The 18,497-nt window shown below is 62.0% G+C and carries 16 protein-coding genes and 1 riboswitch; of the genes, 1 reads left to right on the top strand and 15 read right to left on the bottom strand.

The features are described 5' to 3' along the window. Positions 1 to 41: 41 nt before the first annotated feature. The 15 genes from VWZ85_RS20345 to VWZ85_RS20275 form a co-directional block, all read right to left on the bottom strand. Complete coding sequence (locus tag VWZ85_RS20345) at positions 42 to 845, bottom strand: enoyl-CoA hydratase family protein (RefSeq protein ID WP_416546420.1); 804 nt, start codon at positions 843 to 845, stop codon at positions 42 to 44. Then, entirely contained in the window at positions 842 to 1,300 is a 459-nt protein-coding gene (locus VWZ85_RS20340) for a MarR family winged helix-turn-helix transcriptional regulator (RefSeq protein WP_260104930.1), read from the bottom strand. The genes VWZ85_RS20345 and VWZ85_RS20340 overlap by 4 nt, the downstream gene beginning before the upstream one ends. Further along, positions 1,300 to 2,058, bottom strand: a complete 759-nt coding sequence (locus tag VWZ85_RS20335) for an SDR family NAD(P)-dependent oxidoreductase (RefSeq protein ID WP_416546422.1) — start codon at positions 2,056 to 2,058, stop codon at positions 1,300 to 1,302. The genes VWZ85_RS20340 and VWZ85_RS20335 overlap by 1 nt, the downstream gene beginning before the upstream one ends. Then, complete coding sequence (locus VWZ85_RS20330; protein WP_416589496.1) at positions 2,055 to 4,349, bottom strand: bifunctional salicylyl-CoA 5-hydroxylase/oxidoreductase; 2,295 nt, start codon at positions 4,347 to 4,349, stop codon at positions 2,055 to 2,057. Before VWZ85_RS20330 ends, VWZ85_RS20335 begins: the two co-directional genes overlap by 4 nt. A 73-nt stretch (positions 4,350 to 4,422) precedes the next feature. After that, positions 4,423 to 4,641 carry a hypothetical protein gene (locus tag VWZ85_RS20325; RefSeq protein ID WP_416589495.1) on the bottom strand — a complete coding sequence of 73 codons (219 nt, stop codon included), beginning with the start codon at positions 4,639 to 4,641 and terminating at the stop codon, positions 4,423 to 4,425. A gap of 381 nt (positions 4,642 to 5,022) precedes the next feature. Further along, positions 5,023 to 7,263, bottom strand: coding sequence for a phosphoenolpyruvate--protein phosphotransferase (gene ptsP, locus VWZ85_RS20320; protein WP_340546109.1), 2,241 nt, complete (start codon positions 7,261 to 7,263; stop codon positions 5,023 to 5,025). 45 nt (positions 7,264 to 7,308) lie between these two features. Further along, positions 7,309 to 8,547: an aspartate kinase gene (locus VWZ85_RS20315; RefSeq protein ID WP_340546110.1), complete on the bottom strand. Its 1,239-nt coding sequence runs from the start codon at positions 8,545 to 8,547 to the stop codon at positions 7,309 to 7,311. Between the two features lie 157 nt (positions 8,548 to 8,704). Then, positions 8,705 to 10,153 (bottom strand): TrkH family potassium uptake protein, encoded by a 1,449-nt coding sequence (locus VWZ85_RS20310; RefSeq protein ID WP_340546111.1) that lies wholly within the window; start codon positions 10,151 to 10,153, stop codon positions 8,705 to 8,707. A 64-nt stretch (positions 10,154 to 10,217) separates the two neighbouring features. Beyond that, positions 10,218 to 10,982, bottom strand: coding sequence for a hypothetical protein (locus tag VWZ85_RS20305; RefSeq protein ID WP_416589494.1), 765 nt, complete (start codon positions 10,980 to 10,982; stop codon positions 10,218 to 10,220). 370 nt (positions 10,983 to 11,352) lie between these two features. After that, positions 11,353 to 12,456, bottom strand: a complete 1,104-nt coding sequence (folE2, locus tag VWZ85_RS20300; protein WP_416589493.1) for a GTP cyclohydrolase FolE2 — start codon at positions 12,454 to 12,456, stop codon at positions 11,353 to 11,355. Between the two features lie 210 nt (positions 12,457 to 12,666). Further along, positions 12,667 to 13,857: an O-succinylhomoserine sulfhydrylase gene (gene metZ, locus VWZ85_RS20295; protein ID WP_416535064.1), complete on the bottom strand. Its 1,191-nt coding sequence runs from the start codon at positions 13,855 to 13,857 to the stop codon at positions 12,667 to 12,669. A gap of 60 nt (positions 13,858 to 13,917) precedes the next feature. Continuing rightward, positions 13,918 to 13,996, bottom strand: a riboswitch (SAM riboswitch). A 99-nt stretch (positions 13,997 to 14,095) separates the two neighbouring features. Further along, entirely contained in the window at positions 14,096 to 14,710 is a 615-nt protein-coding gene (locus VWZ85_RS20290; protein WP_416535063.1) for an inner membrane-spanning protein YciB, read from the bottom strand. Positions 14,711 to 14,779: 69 nt separating this feature from the next. Further along, positions 14,780 to 15,682, bottom strand: a complete 903-nt coding sequence (locus VWZ85_RS20285; protein ID WP_340546116.1) for an EamA family transporter — start codon at positions 15,680 to 15,682, stop codon at positions 14,780 to 14,782. A gap of 97 nt (positions 15,683 to 15,779) precedes the next feature. Then, positions 15,780 to 16,994: a signal recognition particle-docking protein FtsY gene (gene ftsY, locus VWZ85_RS20280; RefSeq protein ID WP_416589492.1), complete on the bottom strand. Its 1,215-nt coding sequence runs from the start codon at positions 16,992 to 16,994 to the stop codon at positions 15,780 to 15,782. A gap of 125 nt (positions 16,995 to 17,119) precedes the next feature. Then, the gene (locus VWZ85_RS20275; protein WP_416541245.1) at positions 17,120 to 17,797 is read right to left on the bottom strand and encodes a lysoplasmalogenase; all 678 of its coding nucleotides are present in this window, start codon (positions 17,795 to 17,797) and stop codon (positions 17,120 to 17,122) included. A 270-nt stretch (positions 17,798 to 18,067) separates the two neighbouring features. Between VWZ85_RS20275 and VWZ85_RS20270 the strand changes: the two genes are divergently transcribed. After that, positions 18,068 to 18,481, top strand: coding sequence for a hypothetical protein (locus VWZ85_RS20270; protein ID WP_340546119.1), 414 nt, complete (start codon positions 18,068 to 18,070; stop codon positions 18,479 to 18,481). Positions 18,482 to 18,497: the final 16 nt, after the last annotated feature.

Below are 18,497 nucleotides of genomic sequence, written 5' to 3'. Positions count from 1 at the left end.
CTCTGCGCCCTCCTCCGGCGCCGCGGTCTCCGGGGGTCGGATCAATCCCCTTCAAACAGGGGTTTTTCTTTCTTCACAAAGGCCTGATAGGCGCGCTCGAAATCGGCCGTCTGCATGCAGATCGCCTGCGCCTGCGCCTCGGCTTCGATGGCCTGTTCGATCGACATCGACCATTCCTGCGCCAGCATGGTTTTGGTCATCATATGACCAAAATTCGGACCCGAAACGATCCGCTCGGCCCAGTTGCGCGCCTCAGCCATCAGCTCGTCAGCCGCCACGATACGGTTGTGAAACCCCCAGGCATGGCCCTCATCCGCGCTCATGGATCGCCCGGTATAAAGCAACTCCGCCGCCCGTCCCTGACCGATGATCCTCGGCAGGATAGCACAGGCCCCCATGTCGCAGCCCGCCAGCCCGACGCGGGTGAACAGAAAGGCCGTCTTGGCCTCGGGCGTGGCGATCCGGATATCCGAGGCCATCGCGATGATCGCACCGGCCCCGACACAGACGCCGTCCAGCGCGGCGATGATCGGCTTGCCACAATTCACCATCGCCTTGACCAGATCGCCGGTCATGCGGGTAAAGGCCAGCAGCTCCTTCATCGACATCTTCGTCAGGGGGCCAATGATATCATGCACATCGCCACCGGAGCTGAAGTTGCCGCCGTTGGGTGCAAAAACCACCGCCTTTACGTCGTCATCGTAATGCAGCTCGCGAAACCAGTCGCGCAGCTCGGCATAGCTCTCAAAGCTCAGCGGGTTCTTCCGCTCGGGCCGGTTCAGCGCAACCGTTGCGACACCCGCGTCAACAGAGCACAGAAAAAACTTGGTATCCGTCGAGATCATCCCTTGCGTCCTTCATTCTCAAGCCGTTTAGCCACCTGATCCAGCGCGTCGGACAGTGTCTGCACCTCCGCCTCCTGCACGCTGTCAAACATCCGGTCGATCCAGGCCTCATGCGCGGCGGCCTGGCGGGCAAATTCCGCCACCCCCGCCTCGGTCAGCCGCACCCGGCTGGCGCGCCGGTCACCGGGCACCTTTTCACGCTGCACGTGGCCATCATCCACCAGCCGCTCGACGATGCCGGTCACATTGCCGTTGGAGACTTTAAGCACGCCGGAGAGTTCACTCATCTTCAGCCCGTCAAGATGCTGGCTTAGCGCTGCCATCACGTCAAAACGCGGCAAAGTCGTGCTGAACTCCTGCCGCAGGTTCTCGCGGATTTCGCTTTCCACGGCGCGGGTGGCCTTCAGAACCTTGAGCCACAGACGCAGCCGGTCCTTGGAGCGGTCGGTCTGCATCAGATCTCGCCTCCGGTGATCGGCAGCGCACTGCCATTGATGGATGCGGCAGCCGTCCCGGCCAGATAGAGCGCGGCATCCGCCACCTCCTCCGGCTGGATGAACCGCCCCTGTGGATTGCCTGCACGCAGGGATTTCGCCGCGTCGTCAGCGCTCATGCCGGTGGTCGCCACAATGGTGGCGATCGACCGCTCCAGAAGCGGCGTCTCAATGAACCCCGGACAGATCGCATTCACCGTGATCCCGCTGCGCGCCAGCTCCTGCGCCAGCGCCCGTGTCAGACCGATGACCCCGTGTTTGGCCGCACAATAGCCCGCGACATAGGGGTATCCCTTCAGTCCGGCAGTGGAGGCCACGGCGATCATCCGTCCCCAGCCTTCGGCCTTCATATCGGGCAGCGCCGCCTGCCATAAGTTGAAAACCCCCGACAGGTTGACGGCAAGCGCCGCTGCGAAATCGCCCTCATCCATTCTGGCAAAAGGCTTGGAAGGTGCCGCACCCGCGTTGGCAATGGCAATGGTGATCGGGCCCTGCTGTTCACGGGCCACCGCAAGCGTCTCGCGGACCGCCTCGGCATCGGTGACATCACAGGCCAGTGGCAGGCCATCCACCTCGGCGGCGACGTCCTCCAACGGCGCCTTGCGCCGCCCCAGCAGCGTTAGCCGCGCACCCTGCGCCGCAAAGCCCCGCGCAAGGGCGGCGCCCACGCCAGAGCCGCCGCCGGTGATCACCACGTGTTTCCCGCAAATCTCGCTCATGCCCGGATCACCTCCGCCTCGCGGTCGGCCAGACGCCAGGCCTGATCGCGCCCGGCCTGATAGGGCAACGGCCAGTCTGCATGGCGATCACCGATCCGCGCCGCCTCATGCAGCGTCCAGTAGGGATCTGCCAGATGTGGCCGCCCGACACAAACCAGATCCGCGCGGCCGGCCATCAGGATCGAGTTGGCGTGATCCGCCTCATAGATATTGCCCACCGCCATGGTCGCAATGCCCGCATCATTGCGGATCCGATCCGAAAACGGTGTCTGGAACATCCGGCCATAGACCGGCCGTGCCTCGGGTGTGGTCTGTCCGGCGGAGACGTCAATGATATCCGCGCCCGCAGCGGTGAACATCCGTGCAATCTCGACCGCCTCTTCCGGCGTGACGCCTTCATCGCCGACCCAATCGTTGGCGGAAATACGCACGGACATCGGCTTGCTTGCAGGCCAGGCTGCCCGCATCGCCTCAAACACCTCCAGCGGGTAGCGCAGACGGTTTTCCAGCGCGCCGCCATACTCATCGGTTCGAATGTTGGATTTGGGCGAGATGAAGGATGAAATCAGATAACCATGCGCCGCGTGAAGTTCGATCATGTCAAATCCGGCGCGATCCGCCATCTGAGCTGCGGCCACGAATTGCACCTTGATGGCCTCCATTTCCTGCGCTGTGATCTCACGCGGGGCCGGATTATCCTCAGTCCACGCAATAGCAGAGGCCGAAACCGTCTCCCAGTTCCCCTCCGGCAGCGGCGCGTCCATGGTCTCCCAGCCCAATTGGGTGGAGCCTTTGCGGCCCGAGTGGCCGATCTGACAGCAGATCTTGGCGTCGGTCTCGCTGTGTACGAACTCCGTCAGCCGCGTCCAGGCGGCCTCATGCTCGGGCGCGTAAAGCCCCGGACAGCCGGGCGTGATCCGCCCCTGCGCCGACACACAGGTCATTTCGGTATAGACCAGCCCTGCTCCGCCCTTGGCGCGTTCGCCGTAGTGGATCAGATGCCAGTCGGTCGGGCAGCCATCCTTGGCCTTGTACTGCGCCATCGGCGACACCACGACACGGTTCTTCAGCTGCATCTCCCGCAGCCGGTAGGGGGCGAACATCGGCGGGCGCACCGGGGCATCCTTGCTGGCACCCGCCCGCGTCTGGAACCATTTCTCGGCAGAGGCCAGCCAATCCGCATCCCGCAGGCGCAGGTTTTCATGGGAAATCCGCTGCGACCGGGTCAGCAGCGAATAGTTGAACTGCACCGGGTCCATATCCAGATAGCGTTCCACATCCTCGAACCACTCCAGGGAGTTGCGCGCCGCCGATTGCAACCGCAGCACATCCAGCCGCCGCTCCTCCTGATAGCGGACAAAGGCCTGTTCCAACGTCGGTTCGGTGCTGATGAACTCCGCCAATGCGATGGCGCTGTCAAAGGCCAGTCGCGTGCCCGACCCGATGGAGAAATGCGCCGTGGCCGAAGCATCGCCCAGCAAGACCACGTTCTGATGATACCATGTTTCGCAAAGCACACGGGGGAAGTTGATCCAGACCGCCGAGCCGCGCAGGTGATCCGCGTTGGAAATCAGCGCATGCCCATCCAGATGATCGGCAAAAATCGCCTCGCAGGTGCGCAGGATCTCGTCCTTACTCATCGCCTCAAAGCCCCAGTTTTCCCAGGTCTGGGCCGAGCATTCAACGATCACCGTCGCGGTGTCAGCGTCGAACTGATAGGCGTGGATCCACATCCAGCCATGCTCTGTCTTCTCAAAGATAAAGGTAAAGGCATCATCGAATTTCTGCTGTGTGCCCAACCAGATAAACTTGCAAGGGCGCACATCGACGTTTGGTTTGAAATGCGCGGCAAACTCGGTTCGCACCCGCGAATTCAGCCCGTCGCAGGCCACGACCAGATCATAATCCGCCTGATAGCTCGCGGCCGATCCGACTTCGGTTTCGAACCGCAAATCAATACCCAGTTCGCGCGCCCGCTCCTGCAGGATCACCAGCATCGCCTTGCGACCGATGCCCGCAAACCCATGCCCGCCCGACACGGTCCGCACGCCGTCATGCACCACGGCGATATCGTCCCAATAGGCGAATTTATCGCGGATCCGCTCGGCGCTGACGGGATCATTGGCAGCCAGATTGTCCAGCGCGTCATCAGACAGCACCACACCCCAACCAAAGGTATCATCGGGCTTGTTACGCTCAAAAACCGTGATTTCGGCATCCGGCTGACGCAGCTTGGTCGAAATCGCGAAATACAGGCCAGCGGGGCCGCCTCCCAGACAGGCGATTTTCATGGTGCCACTCCCCTATTGCGATCAAAGCTAAGCACAGGATAAGCGCAGGGCGATAAATTTCAAGCTTAAACTTTTAAACTTGAAGCTTTTGCCAGACCTGCAGGAGATCCGCGTTAAGGGAATATTCATCTCCGCCCTGCGATACTGGCAAGAGCATGACTCTTGCCCCGGTTTTCTCGGACGCCATCGACATGGGCGCGGGAGACCCAAGCCATTCAGCCATAATTTCCCGATAAGTTTCAAGTGGATAAGCCCCACAATTGATGTAGAGAACTTGTCTCAAACGGGTCATCTGATCTCCCGCAAAACCACAATTAATTCAATGTTTTCAGATAGATAAAACAACCTAAACAACAGGGACGGCGCTGTGGATAAGTTGGGGGACAGTTTGGGCATTCTCAACCCAAACGAGACACCCTGCCGGGACATTCAGAACCGACAAAAATATCGAGATAAGTCAAGTTTGGAAGGTATTTACAAAATGTTAAAGAGTAAATTCGATTGCGCAGTCACGATTCATCAAGACCAAACCAAAGCCACCCGCCAGACCTATTACCTACGGCTATCCACAACACACTCATAGGCTGCATCCCTGACCTGATCCTCAGTCAAAAAAACCGCGCAGCTTCGGCTGCGCGGTCCCAATGCAGACTATGGTGCGAAGGATCCCGGCTCAGAGCTCTCGCAGATATTGCATCACTGCCGGACGCACCGTCTGTTCGCCTCGGTGGCGTGCGTCGGCAATGATTTTGCGAATAGCATTCAGATCGACCCGCATCAGCAGCGATTTGACCGGGCCAACCGAGGCAGGTCGCATCGACAGTACCCGCAACCCCATCGCCGCAAGGCAGACCGCCTCAATCGGGCGCCCGGCGTCCTCGCCGCAAAAGCTGAGCGGAGTCCCGGAAATCTCGCAACGCTCAACGATTTGCGCGATAAAGCTCAGGTAGCTCACGTTCAATGTGTCATAACGCTTGCGCACCCTCTCGTTTTCACGGTCCGCAGCAAAGAAAAACTGCTTGAGGTCATTGCCGCCGATCGACAGGAATTCGACCTCGTCGAAAAACTTCTGCGGCGCAAAGGCCAGCGACGGGGTTTCCAGCATGGCCCCGACTTCCAGTTTTTCCGGCAGCGGATGCCCGAGGCGCCGTTCGCGTTCCAGCGTCTTGGCGACCTCGGCCTTGGCGGCGCGGAACTCCTCGAACTGCGCCACAAACGGGAACATGACCGTCAGCGGACGCCCGTTGGCGGCGCGCATCAGCGCCTGCAACTGCATCCGCATCACACCGGGCTTGTCGAGACCAACCCGGATCGCCCGCCAGCCAAGCGCCGGATTCGGCTCATCGGTCGGCTTCATATAGGGCAGCACCTTGTCCGACCCGATGTCCAGCGTGCGGAACACCACCCGCTTGCCGCCAGCCGCATCCAACACCCGCTGATACAGCGCCACCAGTTCGGATCGTTTCGGCATCTGGTTGCGGACCAGAAACTGCAACTCGGTTCGGAACAGCCCGACGCCTTCGGCACCGGAGTTTTCCAGCGACGGCAAATCGGCCATCAGCCCGGCGTTCATCAGCAGGTTCACACGTGTGCCGTCGCGGGTCAGCGCCTGTTTGTCACGGATCGAGGCATAGCGTTCCTGCGCCTTGGCCTGCATCGCGATCTTGTCGCGAAAGGCCCCCACAACGGTGTCATCCGGCCGCAGATGCACGACGCCCTGCTCCCCGTCCACCATGATATGGTCGCCGTTCAGCGCCTCGGTGGTGATGCGTTTGGTGTGAACCACCAGCGGAATGGCCAGCGCGCGGGCAATGATCGCCGCATGAGAGCCGACAGAGCCTTCCTCCAGCACGATGCCACGCAGGTTGCGGCCATATTCCAGCAGTTCACCGGGGCCGATGTTCCGTGCAATCAGCACCGGGTCCTCGGGCAGCTCAGCACCGGTTTCACGGCCCTGCCCGGTCAAAATTCGCAGCAGCCGGTTGGACAGATCATCCAGATCGCTCAGCCGCTCGCGCAGATAGGCATCCTGCACCTGCCCCATGCGCGCCCGCGCCTGGGACTGTTCTTTCTCTACCGCCGCCTCGGCACTCAGACCGCGGCCGATGTCCTCTTCCATCCGCCGCATCCACCCTTTGGAATTGGCGAACATCCGGTAGGCTTCCAGCACCTGCAACTGTTCCTTGTCACCGGTCTGGGAGACCTCCAGCATCTTGTCGACGCCGACCCGCAGCTCCTCGACCGATTCATGCAGGCGCTCAAGCTCGCGGTGCGGGTCATCGGCAATCGGATTGGTCACAACAACGCGCGGCTCATGCAGCCAGACGTGGCCTTCAACGGCGCCTTCCTGCGCGATGGTTCCCCGCAGCAGAACCGGTTGCTGGTGCAGGGGCGACAGTGCCGCGCCCTCGCCAACAAAGGCACCAAGCTCGGTCATTTCGGCAATCACCATCGCCACCACTTCCAGCGCATAGACCGCATCGGCGGAGAATTCGCGCGCGTCCTTGGACTGCACCACCAGTACGCCCAGCATCTCGCCAAGCCGCTGAATCGGCACCCCCAGGAAAGAGGCATAACGCTCCTCCCCGGTTTCCGGCATATAGCGGAACCCCTTGGCGTTGGGGGCATCCGGGGTGTTGACCACCTTGCCATAGCGCGCCACACGGCCCACCAGCCCCTCGCCGATCCGCATACGGGTCTGGTGTACGGATTCAACGTTCAGACCCTGAGTCGCGCAGAGCTCAAGCGTCTCCTCGTCCCGGAACAGATAGACCGAGCACACCTCGCTGCGCATGCTATCGGCGATCAGCTGGGTGATCTTGTCCAGCCGGGCCTGACCGGCATCATCACCGGCCATCGCCTCGCGCAAGCGCATCAACAGATTGCGACTTTCGGATTCGGTCGTCTTTACCATGGGGGCCGTTCACACAGGTTTCGGTGTCAGGCAGCCAGGTCCAGATCAGGCCGCCTTGTCCAATTCAAAGGCATCATGCAGTGCTTGCACTGCAAGTTCCATGTATTTCCGGTCGATCAGAACCGAAATCTTGATTTCGGAGGTGGTGATCACCTTGATGTTGATGCCCTCGTCCGACAGCACCTTGAACATCTTGGCTGCAACCCCTGATTGTGAGCGCATACCGATGCCAACCACCGAGACCTTGGCAACATCACGGTCAGCCAGCAGTTCGGCGTAGTTCAGCTCGCCCTTCTGCTTTACCGCCTGCAACGCCTGTTCGGCGCGCGCCACCTGATCGGTCGGGCAGGAGAAGGTCATATCGGTGCGACCCTCGGCCGAGATATCCTGAACGATCATATCGACGTTCACACCCGCATCGCTCAGCGCGGTAAAGATATGTGCCGCGATGCCGGGACGGTCGGCGACCGATTGCACGGTCAGCTTGGCTTCGTCACGGGAATAGGCCACACCGGCCACAACATTGGATTCCATGATTTCCTCCTCGTCGCAGACCAGGGTTCCGGCCTCGTCGGACTGTTCCTCAAAACTCGACAACACGCGCAGCTTCACCTTGTAGCGCATCGCCAGTTCAACAGAGCGGGTTTGCAGGACCTTGGCGCCCAGCGAGGCCAGCTCCAGCATTTCTTCAAACGCGATCCTATCCAGTTTGCGCGCCTTATCGCAGATCCGCGGGTCGGTGGTATAGACCCCGTCCACATCGGTATAGATATCGCAGCGCTCCGCCTCAAAGGCCGCGGCAAAGGCAACAGCGGTGGTATCCGACCCGCCCCGGCCCAGCGTGGTGATACGGCCTTCGGGGCTGATCCCCTGAAACCCTGCAACCACGGCGACGCGCATGCCTTCGCCGAACTTCGCATTGATGTTCTCCGGCGGGATCTCTTCGATCCGGGCCTGACTGTGGGCGCTGGTGGTTTTCAGCGGCACCTGCCAGCCCTGCCAGCTGCGCGCGGGGATATCCATCTCCTGCAGCGTCAGCGCCATCAAACCCGCCGTCACATTCTCGCCCGAGGAGACCACAGCATCATATTCGCGCGCATCAAACAGCGGCGAGGTCTCATTGACCCAGCCGACCAGCTCATTGGTCTTGCCCGACATGGCAGAGACGATAACGATCACGTCATAGCCCTTGGCCACCTCAACGCCCACGCGTTTCGCCGCGCGGCGGATGCGGTCCAGATTGGCGACAGATGTACCGCCGAATTTCATCACAAGAACGGGCATTGGGCAAAACTCTCCGTGCGCTTGCGGGTTTCAACTCCCCGCCTCTTATGCGAGCGGCCCCACAAGGGCAAGCCTGCGGATTGTAGCGATACACGCAGAAACGCCGGTGCAACACGCAATTTTGATGCGTCAAAGCGGCGCGTTTCGGTCGATCTGCCTAGTTGCGCCAAAAACGGATGGTCAGAATGGCATAGACCGCCATCAGCTCCAGCCGCCCGATCAGCATCGCTGCGCTCAGGATCCACTTGGCCCCATCGTTCAGCGTGGAGAAGTTGCCCGCAGGCCCGATCCGGTCGCCAAGGCCGGGGCCGATATTGGCCACAGCCGTTGCCGCCCCCGACACCGCCGTCACAAAATCAAGGCCGGTCAGCGCCAACGCCCAGGCCACGATCCCCAGCGTGACCACAAAGAACATGAAAAAGGAGATCACCGAGCTCAGCACCTCGGCGTCCACCGCCCTGCCCTGATAGCGCGGGACAAACACCCCATGCGGCGAATGAATGCGCTGGATCTGCACCCGGATCGAGGCGAACAGCAGCTGATAGCGGAAAATCTTGACCGAACAGGCGGTTGACCCCGCACAGCCGCCAATCAGCCCGATAAAGAAGAACAGCATCACCAGAAAGCTGCCCCACTGCATGTAATCGACGCTGGCGTAGCCGGTGCCGGAGATGATCGAGGTGATATTGAACAGCGCCTCGCGCACCGCCTGCTCGGGGTGGTGAGGAAACACATAGACCAGCACACAGGCCGTTACCACGACAAGGATCAGGATGGTGGCCAGAAAGGTCTGGATCTGGCTGTCACGGAACAGCGGCTTGGAATGGCCGTTGACCATCTGCACATAGCGCACAAAGGGCAGCGCCGCGAGGATCATGAACACCGATGCCGCATATTCAGGCGCGCCGGTAAAGGTGCCGAAAGACGCATCGTAATTGGAGAAACCACCGGTGGAACATGTGGTCAGCGCATGCACCAGCGCGTCAAAGGGCTGCATCCCCAACAGCATATAGACCACCATGCAGGCCACGGTCAGGCCGACATAGATCAGCGAAATCTGCTTCGCGATTGCCTGCGCGCGCGGCAGGATTTTCCCCATCGTATCAAAGGCTTCGGAGCGGAAAATCTGCATGCCGCCAACCCGCAGCTCCGGCAGGAACACCATGGCCACCACGATGATGCCGATGCCGCCCAGCCATTGCAGGATGCCCCGCCACAGCAGCAGTCCGCGCGGCAGACCATCAAGGCCCGAAATCACGGTGGAGCCGGTGGTGGTAAGGCCGGACATCGCCTCGAAGAACGCATCGACAAAGCGCAGTTCAGTGGCGCCCAGCATCAGGGGGATCGCCCCGAACACCGGCAGCGCCACCCAGACCAGCGTCGTCAGCAGAAAGGTCTGCTGGATCGTCAGCCCCTCGCGCACCCCATTGGCACAGGACAGCGCAATCAGCCCGCCGCCAAGGATGGTGATGACGGCACTTTCGAGAAAGACCGGCCATTCCCCCTGCCCGTCGTATAGATCGACAGCCAGCGGGAACACCATGGTTGCCCCAAGGATGGCCACCAGAAGGCCAATGACATATCCAACCGGACGCAGATCCAACATGCGCGCAGCGTTGGCCTCCACCGGGCGGAGTGTCAAGAGACTGCGCGACTGTTGCGACCCGGGGTTAGGGTTTTGTCGACTTCTGTGACACCGTGCCGACCTTTGCCGTCATCGCACTGGCCGACGTGCCGGCCCCCCCGCCCTGACCGGTCATCAGCGCCTGAGTGCTGGTGGTTCCGGCCTGTTTCGCGCCAACCGGCGACAGCTGAGCCCGCGCAGCGGGCTGCGATGCAGGCGAAGATGCCGGGGCCGGATCCTTGGCGGGCATCGCTGCCGGTTTCGACGGCGCGCGGGTGGTTTTGCGGCTTGGTCCGGCGGCGGCGGCCTTGGCGGCGGGCGTATCGGGTGTCACGGCGGCAGCAGCGGCAGGGGCCGCAGGTTTTGCCACATCCGCTTCGCTCGTCGCGACCTTGCGCTTGCTGGAAAAATCGGACGCCCCGGCTGTATCCGCCTTGTCGGTGGGCTGCGGCGTTGGCGCGACCGTCGGCGTGCTGGTCGCCGCCTTGGTCCGTGCCGGGCGGGTTTTCTTGCGGGCAGGCTTGCGCTGCGGGGCGGGCTTTGGTTTTGCGGCCGCAGGTTTCTCCGCAGCGATTGCGGCAGGCTCGGCACTGCGGCTGGCTGCCTCCGTGCTGCGCGCGGCGGTGGTCTTGACACGGGTCTGGTTCAGCCCCACCGCAATCGCATGGCTGGCAACCGCCATCTGCGCGGCGGGCATTGCCCCCATCAGGGCCACGGCCCCACGCCAGAACCGCATCTGGCGCCCAACAAGCGTACCTGCCAATGCAGCAGGTGTCCGGGGAAGGTCGGTGAAGTCGAGTAGAGGGATCATCAAAATCTCCTGTTTGGCGGGTGGCATCCGCCGCGATATGGCTGCGCCAGACATCAGGGCCAGCGATCAGACGGCCTTGCTGGCGCAGATGAACAAGAGACATTGGTCTGACCATCTTCCGAACCCGGTAAGCTCGGCGCGACAGCCCTGGCACGAGGCCCCCTCCGCCCCTCGGACAGGGGGAACGACGCAGCGCGCACCCCCACAGGTTGCAACTCTACCTGATTCCTTTTGCATTGCAGCATAAATAATGCCGCATTGCAGAGGCGCCCGTAAAAAGCGCGAAAAACCGCCGCCTAATCAGGCAGCGGTGTCGGGTCTATGTCGGAAAATGGGGCCACAGGCACGATTGGCGTCCTGCGCGCCCGGATCACCCCTGATGGATCAGGGTTGCGAACATCCGCGGGTCGATGCTGCGTGAGGCAAAGGTCGGCCCCTGCGTCAGCACGCTGATCGCATCATGGCTGTGCAGGCTCTCCTGATGGCTGGCCACCACCCGGAAGTCGCCGATACGGGAATCCGATTGCAGCGCCTCGCAGAACAGCCGCGCGGCATCTTCGACAAAGATCGGATTGGCCGCGTTCAGCTCGGCAAAGGCCTGCTCATCCTCGCGCTTGACCATGACCTGGGTCTCGGTCGGCACCGCGCGGCGGCAATGGTCGATCACATCCTCGAACCACAGAACCGGCGCGCCCGGCTCCTGCACCAGCGAAATCCGCGCCACCGAGCGCTGCGAATGCGGCGTCGCCAGCTGGCCACGGGCGCTGCGGGCATGTTCGCTCAGCTCAAGCGAACAGGGACAGGTCGAGGAATAGACGTAATCCAGATGGATGATCTTCGTCCGCTCGCCATCGTGATCCACGATTTCCAGAGCGATATCATAGTATTGATAGCCCGACAGGCCCGAACGCAGGCTTTGCACCTTCACCGGGAAGGAAAACCGCATCTGCAAACGTGCATCAAGGCTTTCGAGATCGGTGAGGTAATCATCAAGCGCCGCTTCCATCACTTCAAAGCTGAAAGTGCGTTCAGCGTGTTTGTAAAACGACCGCATGATCCGGGACATATTGATGCCCTTCTTGTCAGCATCCAGGCTGACGGTGCCGGTCACGCTGGTTTCCAGCGTCAAATCGCCATTGTCGCGGGTGTGAAAGCGAATCGGCAGGCGAAAATTGGAAATTCCGACGTGCTGGATCTGCTCATGGGCGCCGCGGATCAGGCTGGACGGCCCGTTCTGCAGGTCCGGCAGGGTCGCACGATAGCTGCTATCGGCCTCAAACTCCTCAGGGTAGTGGCGCGACAGATCGGGATAATTACCAACAGGTGCATCCGGCAGAAGCCGTGCAACCACAGGGTTTAGTTGAGCAATTTCGGTCTCGGTTGCCGTGCTGGCCCATTTGCGCAACAGCTCGAGTGCATCCTCTGCATCTGCTCGATCAGGCGCCTTGGTCAGATTACGCGAGTGAGAGTTCATGAAACAGAGACCTCCGCTGACGCTGCCCGATCATCAGGCAGCAGGATTAGTTTTAGTCTGTTACGCAGCAGATCGCAAAACAGATCATTCAAAAGCGTCGTGTTTTGCGCATTTACGGCGATTGACGCCAGATCCTTTTGGATCACGCTTGGCATCGGGGGCAGCGGCGACGCGCGCCCTGCCCCCTTATCGCCGTCGCTATTCAGCCGATCAGGCCTCCGCCACCGCCAGGGCCTGTGTCAGATCCGCGATCAGATCGGCGGCATCCTCAAGCCCGACCGAAAACCGGACCAGACCGGGCGTAATGCCCAGTTCGGCCTTCAGCTCATCAGACAACCGCTGATGGGTGGTGGTGGCCGGATGGGTGGCGATGGATTTCGCATCGCCCAGATTGTTGGAAATCACCGGGATGGTCAGCGCGTTCAGGAACCTGAATGCAGCCTCCTTGCCGCCCTTGAGGTCCAGCGACAGCACCGTGCCGCCTTTGCCGCCCAGCTGGCGCTGCACCAGTGCGTATTGGGCATGGGTCTCAAGGCCGGGATACATCAGCCGGCTGAGTGCGGGATGTCCGCTCAGCGCCTGCGCCAGTTCCAGCGCTGTATCGGCCTGGGCATTGACCCGCAGGGAAATCGTCTCCAGCCCCTTCAGCAGCGTCCAGGCATTGAACGGGCTGAGGCTGCCGCCGGTGTGCTTCATATAGGGTTCAACGGTGCCCCGGATGAACTCGCGCGTGCCAAGGATGACGCCGCCCAGCACCCGTCCCTGCCCGTCGATATGTTTGGTCGCGGAATAGATCACCACATCCGCGCCCTGCGCGATGGCATTGGAAAACACCGGCGTCGAAAACACGTTATCGACCACCACAGTGGCCCCGACCTCATGGGCCAGCTCGGCCACTGCGGCGATATCGATCACCTCAAGTGTCGGGTTGGACATCGACTCGAAAAACACCGCCTTGGTGTCAGGGCGCAGCGCTGCGCGCCACTGTTCAAGGTCGGTGCCATCGACAAAGGTCACCTCAACCCCGAACCGGGTCAGGATCGTCTCGAGAATATAGAGACAGGAGCCAAACAGAGCCTTGGCCGAAACCACATGGTCGCCTGCCTTCAGCATCGAGGTCAGCGCGCCATTGACCGCCGCCATGCCGGATGCGGTGGCAAAGGCGTCCTCGGCCCCTTCCAGCGCGGCAATGCGCTCTTCGAACATCGCCACCGTCGGGTTGCCATAGCGGGCATAGATGAATTCATCGGGGCCGGTCTCGATAAACCGCGCCTCGGCCTGTTCGGCGGTGTCGTAAACAAAACCCTGCGTCAGGTAGATCGCTTCGCTGACCTCATTGTACTGGCTGCGGCGGGTCCCGCCATGCACCAGTTTCGTGCGCTTGTTCCAGGTCTCGCTCATCTTCTGTCTCCTTGCGCGCGTTGCGCATTAAAAAACCCCCGTTCGGCCAAGCGAAAGGGGGTCCTTCACATCCTGACCTCTTTAGCGGGATTGTTTTACGTGGCCCGCAATCCGGTAACAAATCGCCACGATATATCCGTCCCGGATAAGCCCAAACCGCCGTTTGGTCAAGTCCGCAGCGCGCAGATCGCGACACGCAGCGACACCACCGGGACGGGTCGCTGCGGCCCTGCCCGCGTCACTCGCTCTCGTCCACCTCGGCGTCCGGCATCGCATAGGCCTGAAAGACCCGCGCCTGTGTCATGAAAAAGGCAAACATCGCCAGCGACAGGCCAAAGGTCTTGAAATAAACCCAGGTGTCGGTGCTCTGCGTGCGCCAGATCAGCTCATTCAGGAGCGCCAGCGCGAAGAAGAAATAACACAGCCGCCGCGTCAGGATCATCCAGCCTGCGTCCTGCAGCGGCATCAGCTCATCCATCGCCACCTTCAGATAGCTTTCCCCCCGGATCAGACCAATCGCCAGCGCACCGCCCAGCAGCACATAAAGGATCGTCGGCTTCATCTTGAAGAACCGCTCATCATTGAACCAGACCGACAGCCCGCCAAACAGGATCACAATCACCAGCGTCCCGACCTGAAGTCTGGAAATATGACCGGTCAGCCGCCACAGTGCCAGGCTCGACAGCACCATCAGCGGAATGAAGGCCGCCGTCACCACGATAAAGCCCTTGTACTCCTGCCCGCCGATCATCAGCAGCTCATCGCGCAGGCGCAGGTAGCCGACAAAGAACAGCACCAGCGGGCCGTATTCCAGCACCAGTTTAAGGGTTCGGTTGATCGGTTTTCCCGCCATTTCTATTCCTGTTCTTAACCTGAATTCACCGGCGGTGATCGCCGAGGCCTGGCCGCTGTGCCAGCCGGATCAGCCGCCCATCTCCACTATCACGGCCCCCAGCGCGATCAAAGCCATCAGGGCAATCCGTCGCGGCCCCACGGTTTCCTTCAACACCAGCCAGCCGATAAGCGCGGCAAAGACCGTGGAGGTTTCGCGCAGCACCGCCGCCTCTCCCACCTTGTCCAGCCGCGTGGCCAGCATGACCGCCCCAAAGGAGCCAAAGGCGATAAGCCCGCCCAGCAGCCCCTTGGCCATGAGAGGGCCGGGGTCTGGGCGCGGCACCATCGCCCGCCAGCGCAGATAGGCATAGGGCGGCATCGCCAGCCCGTCGATGAAGAAGAACCACGCAAGAAAGGTGAACGGATCCGCCGTCGCGCGAATGCCATAGGCGTCATAGGTGGTATAGAGCGCCACAAAGACGCCGGTCGCCACCGCCAGCGCCAGGGCGCTGCCCAGGGTTTCGCGATTGTCGGTCAGATTGCGGTAATTGTAGAGCGCCAGCCCAAAAATCCCCGCCAGCAGCACCAGAACCCCCAGCCACTGCACCGCTGTAAAGCCTTCGTCAAACAGCATCGACGCGCCCAGCACGGTGAACAGCGGCCCGGTGCCGCGCACCACCGGATAGACCACCGTGTAGCTGCCCTTGCTATAGGCCAGCCCCTGCAGGATCTTGTAGAGTACATGGATCAGCCAGACGCCCGCAAAGATCGGCCACATATGCGGCTCGGGCCAGGGCACCACAAACAGCGCCAGCGGCAGGGCCATCAACCCATAGGAGAAATCAATTGCACCGCGCGACAGCCAGGGGTCATATCGCCCCTTTTGCAGCGCTCCGAACACCGCGTGCAGGATCGCCGCCATCAGCGCCAGCGCAAGCGCCGCATGATGCCCCGCCTCGGTCCCCTCCAGAGAGATCAGCCAGTCGCTCAACCGCAGTACCTTTGCTCCAGAACAGATCGCCGGGGGTTTTCCACCCCCGGACCCCCGAGGATATTTTCAGCCAGAAGATGCGGCCGGCGCGCGCGACTCAGGAGGTTTCCAGCCCGGTCAGGGCGGCCGCAAATTCTTCGGGATCAAACGGGGCAAGGTCGTCGATCTGCTCGCCCACACCGATGGCATGGATCGGCAGGCCGAATTTATCCGCCAGTGCCACCAGCACCCCCCCCTTGGCGGTGCCGTCCAGCTTGGTCATCACCAGCCCCGACACATCGGCCAGTTTCTGGAAGGTTTCCACCTGATTGAGCGCATTCTGCCCGGTGGTGGCATCCAGAACCAGCAGGGTGTTATGCGGCGCGGTCTCGTCCTTCTTGCGGATCACCCTCACAATCTTTGCCAGTTCTTCCATCAGATCGGCGCGGTTCTGCAGGCGGCCGGCTGTGTCGATCATCAACAGATCCGCCCCCTCTTCCTGCGCCCGTGTCATCGCATCAAAGGCAAGGCTGGCAGGATCCGATCCCTCGGGCGCGGTCAGGACCGGCACACCTGCACGGTCGCCCCAGACCTGCAACTGCTCCACTGCCGCAGCGCGGAAAGTGTCGCCTGCGGCGATCACCACCTTCTTGCCCGCGGCCTTGAACTGGCTGGCCAGCTTGCCGATTGTGGTGGTCTTGCCGGAGCCATTGACGCCCACCACCAGCACCACCTGCGGGCGTTTCTGGTAGATTGGCATCGGGCGGGCGACCGGTTCCATGATGCGGGCCACCTCTGCGGCCAGCAGCTCCTTGATCTCACGCGTCGAAAGCCGCTTGCCAAACCGGCCCTCGGCCATATTGGCAGTGACACGCAGCGCGGTATCGACCCCCATGTCGGCGGCAACCAGAAGATCCTCCAGCTGCTCCAGCATGTCGTCATCCAGCGCGCGGCGCGGCTCATCCGCCTTACCGCGCCCTATCAGACGCCCCAGAAGTCCAGGCGCTGCCGGAACCGGGTCCGGGGTCGGCGCGGGCATCGGCTTCATCGCCGGTTTCGCCATCGGCTCTGCTGTGCGCGCGGTCTGTTCGGGTGTCTCTGCGGGGATCTCGGACGGCGCTTCAGACGGCACCTCCACTGGCGGCGCCTCTGGTGCCTCAACAGGCTGTTCAGACGGCACCTCGACAGGCGGTGCGGATGGCGGCACCTCGGGCGTCTTCTCCGGTGCGGGCTGTTGTGCGGCCGCGCCCTCTTCGACGATGGCATCAAGCCCTTCCTCAAGCTTGTTCGACGACTTGAACAGCCGGTCCTTCAGTTTTGAGAAAAACGCCATGTCGGTCTCCGCATATTGGGTCTGTGCGAGTTGTCACGCGGACACCTAATGCGGTTTTGCGGCAAGTGCAAAGCACCTCGGTGCACCGGCTGCCACAAAACCGATGCAGGAGCCGGCCTAAGCCGCTACAGAAACGCCAGCAGAAACCCCGCCTGCGCCCCCCAGTAGAGCGGCCAGACCGCATAGGGCGTGAACCGCCGCGCCGGGTGATCCTCGGTCAGCACAAAGGTTTCAAAGGCCAGAACGATATCGGACGCCATGAAGGCGAGCGCCGCAGGCAGTACCAGCGCCAGCCCTTGTAGACTGCCCCCCAGCGGCAGGGTCAGGGCTGCCAGCCCCATGCTGATGATGATCGGTACATAGGCCAGCACCGGAGCTTTCAAGGCACCGGCACGCGGCGCCAGCAATCGCGCCATGGCGATGCCCGCCAGCGCCAGCACCACAACGCCGATCAGCTGCGGCATCTGCAATAGCCGCGCGGCCTCGCTGCTGTCCTGACCGAGGAACAGAAACACATAGACCAGATGCCCCGCTGCAAAGGCCCCGACCCCGGCCATGAAGGCGCCTTCGCCATCCCGCGACAGGCAGAAATCGCCAATGGCACAAAGCCCAAGCGCGAGGGTCAGCAGCACTGGCCCACCGCCAAGCCAGGCGGCAATCGCCAGCAGCAGCACCGCCAGGGTCTTGGTCGCGCTGCGCAGCACGCTGGTCGGCCGCGCCGTCAGCCCCAGATACACAAGCGCAAATAGCGCCGCCGCGCCAATCAACGCATCCCCCATAGGGCTGTTTCCCAATTCCGGCATCCCACTCTCTCCCTCGCTCTGGCCAATGACCTCAGCCGCACCGATCTGCACCGATCTGCACCGATCTGCACCGATCTGCACCGGGCAACCACCTGAGGCTGCGGCTTTTTTCCGCACCGATGTTGCCCAGCGCACCGGCCCCGGTCAAAGGTGACGCCGCGCAACCCTGCGCCCGCGCCGCCGTGCCCGAGGCATCGCGCGATTCTGCCTGTCATCGCCCCCGCTGCGGAAACCATGGTCAGGGCGATACGGCTCTGGCACAGTCGATCCATGCGAATGCTCTGTCTGATTCTCTCGGCGATCCTGTTGAGCAGCGCCCTGCAGGGCCGTCCGGCCGCCGCCGGTGCGCCTCTGACAGCGGATCAGTTCGACCGCTACACCCAGGGCCGCACCCTGTTCTACGGTTTTGATGGCGTGCCCTATGGGGTTGAGCGCTATCTGCCCAACCGCCGGGTGATATGGTCGTTTCTGGATGGCCGCTGCCAAAACGGCGAATGGTATCCGCAGGCCGATCAGATCTGTTTTGTCTATGACGAGATCGGCACGCCGCAATGCTGGCAGTTTTCATTTGGCGACAACGGGTTAATTGCCCAGTTCGAAGGCGACCCGGAGGCAACCGAGCTTTACGAGGCGGAGGAGCTGGGCCAGGAGATGCTCTGCCTCGGCCCGGACGTCGGCGTCTGAGCGCGCGCCAGAGGCC

The organism is Phaeobacter sp. JH20_29 (assembly GCF_048056175.1).
Classification (GTDB): Bacteria; Pseudomonadota; Alphaproteobacteria; order Rhodobacterales; family Rhodobacteraceae; genus Phaeobacter; species Phaeobacter bryozoorum.
The sequence above is the reverse complement of the archived record's forward strand: the minus strand, read 5'-3'. Positions and strand labels throughout refer to the sequence as shown.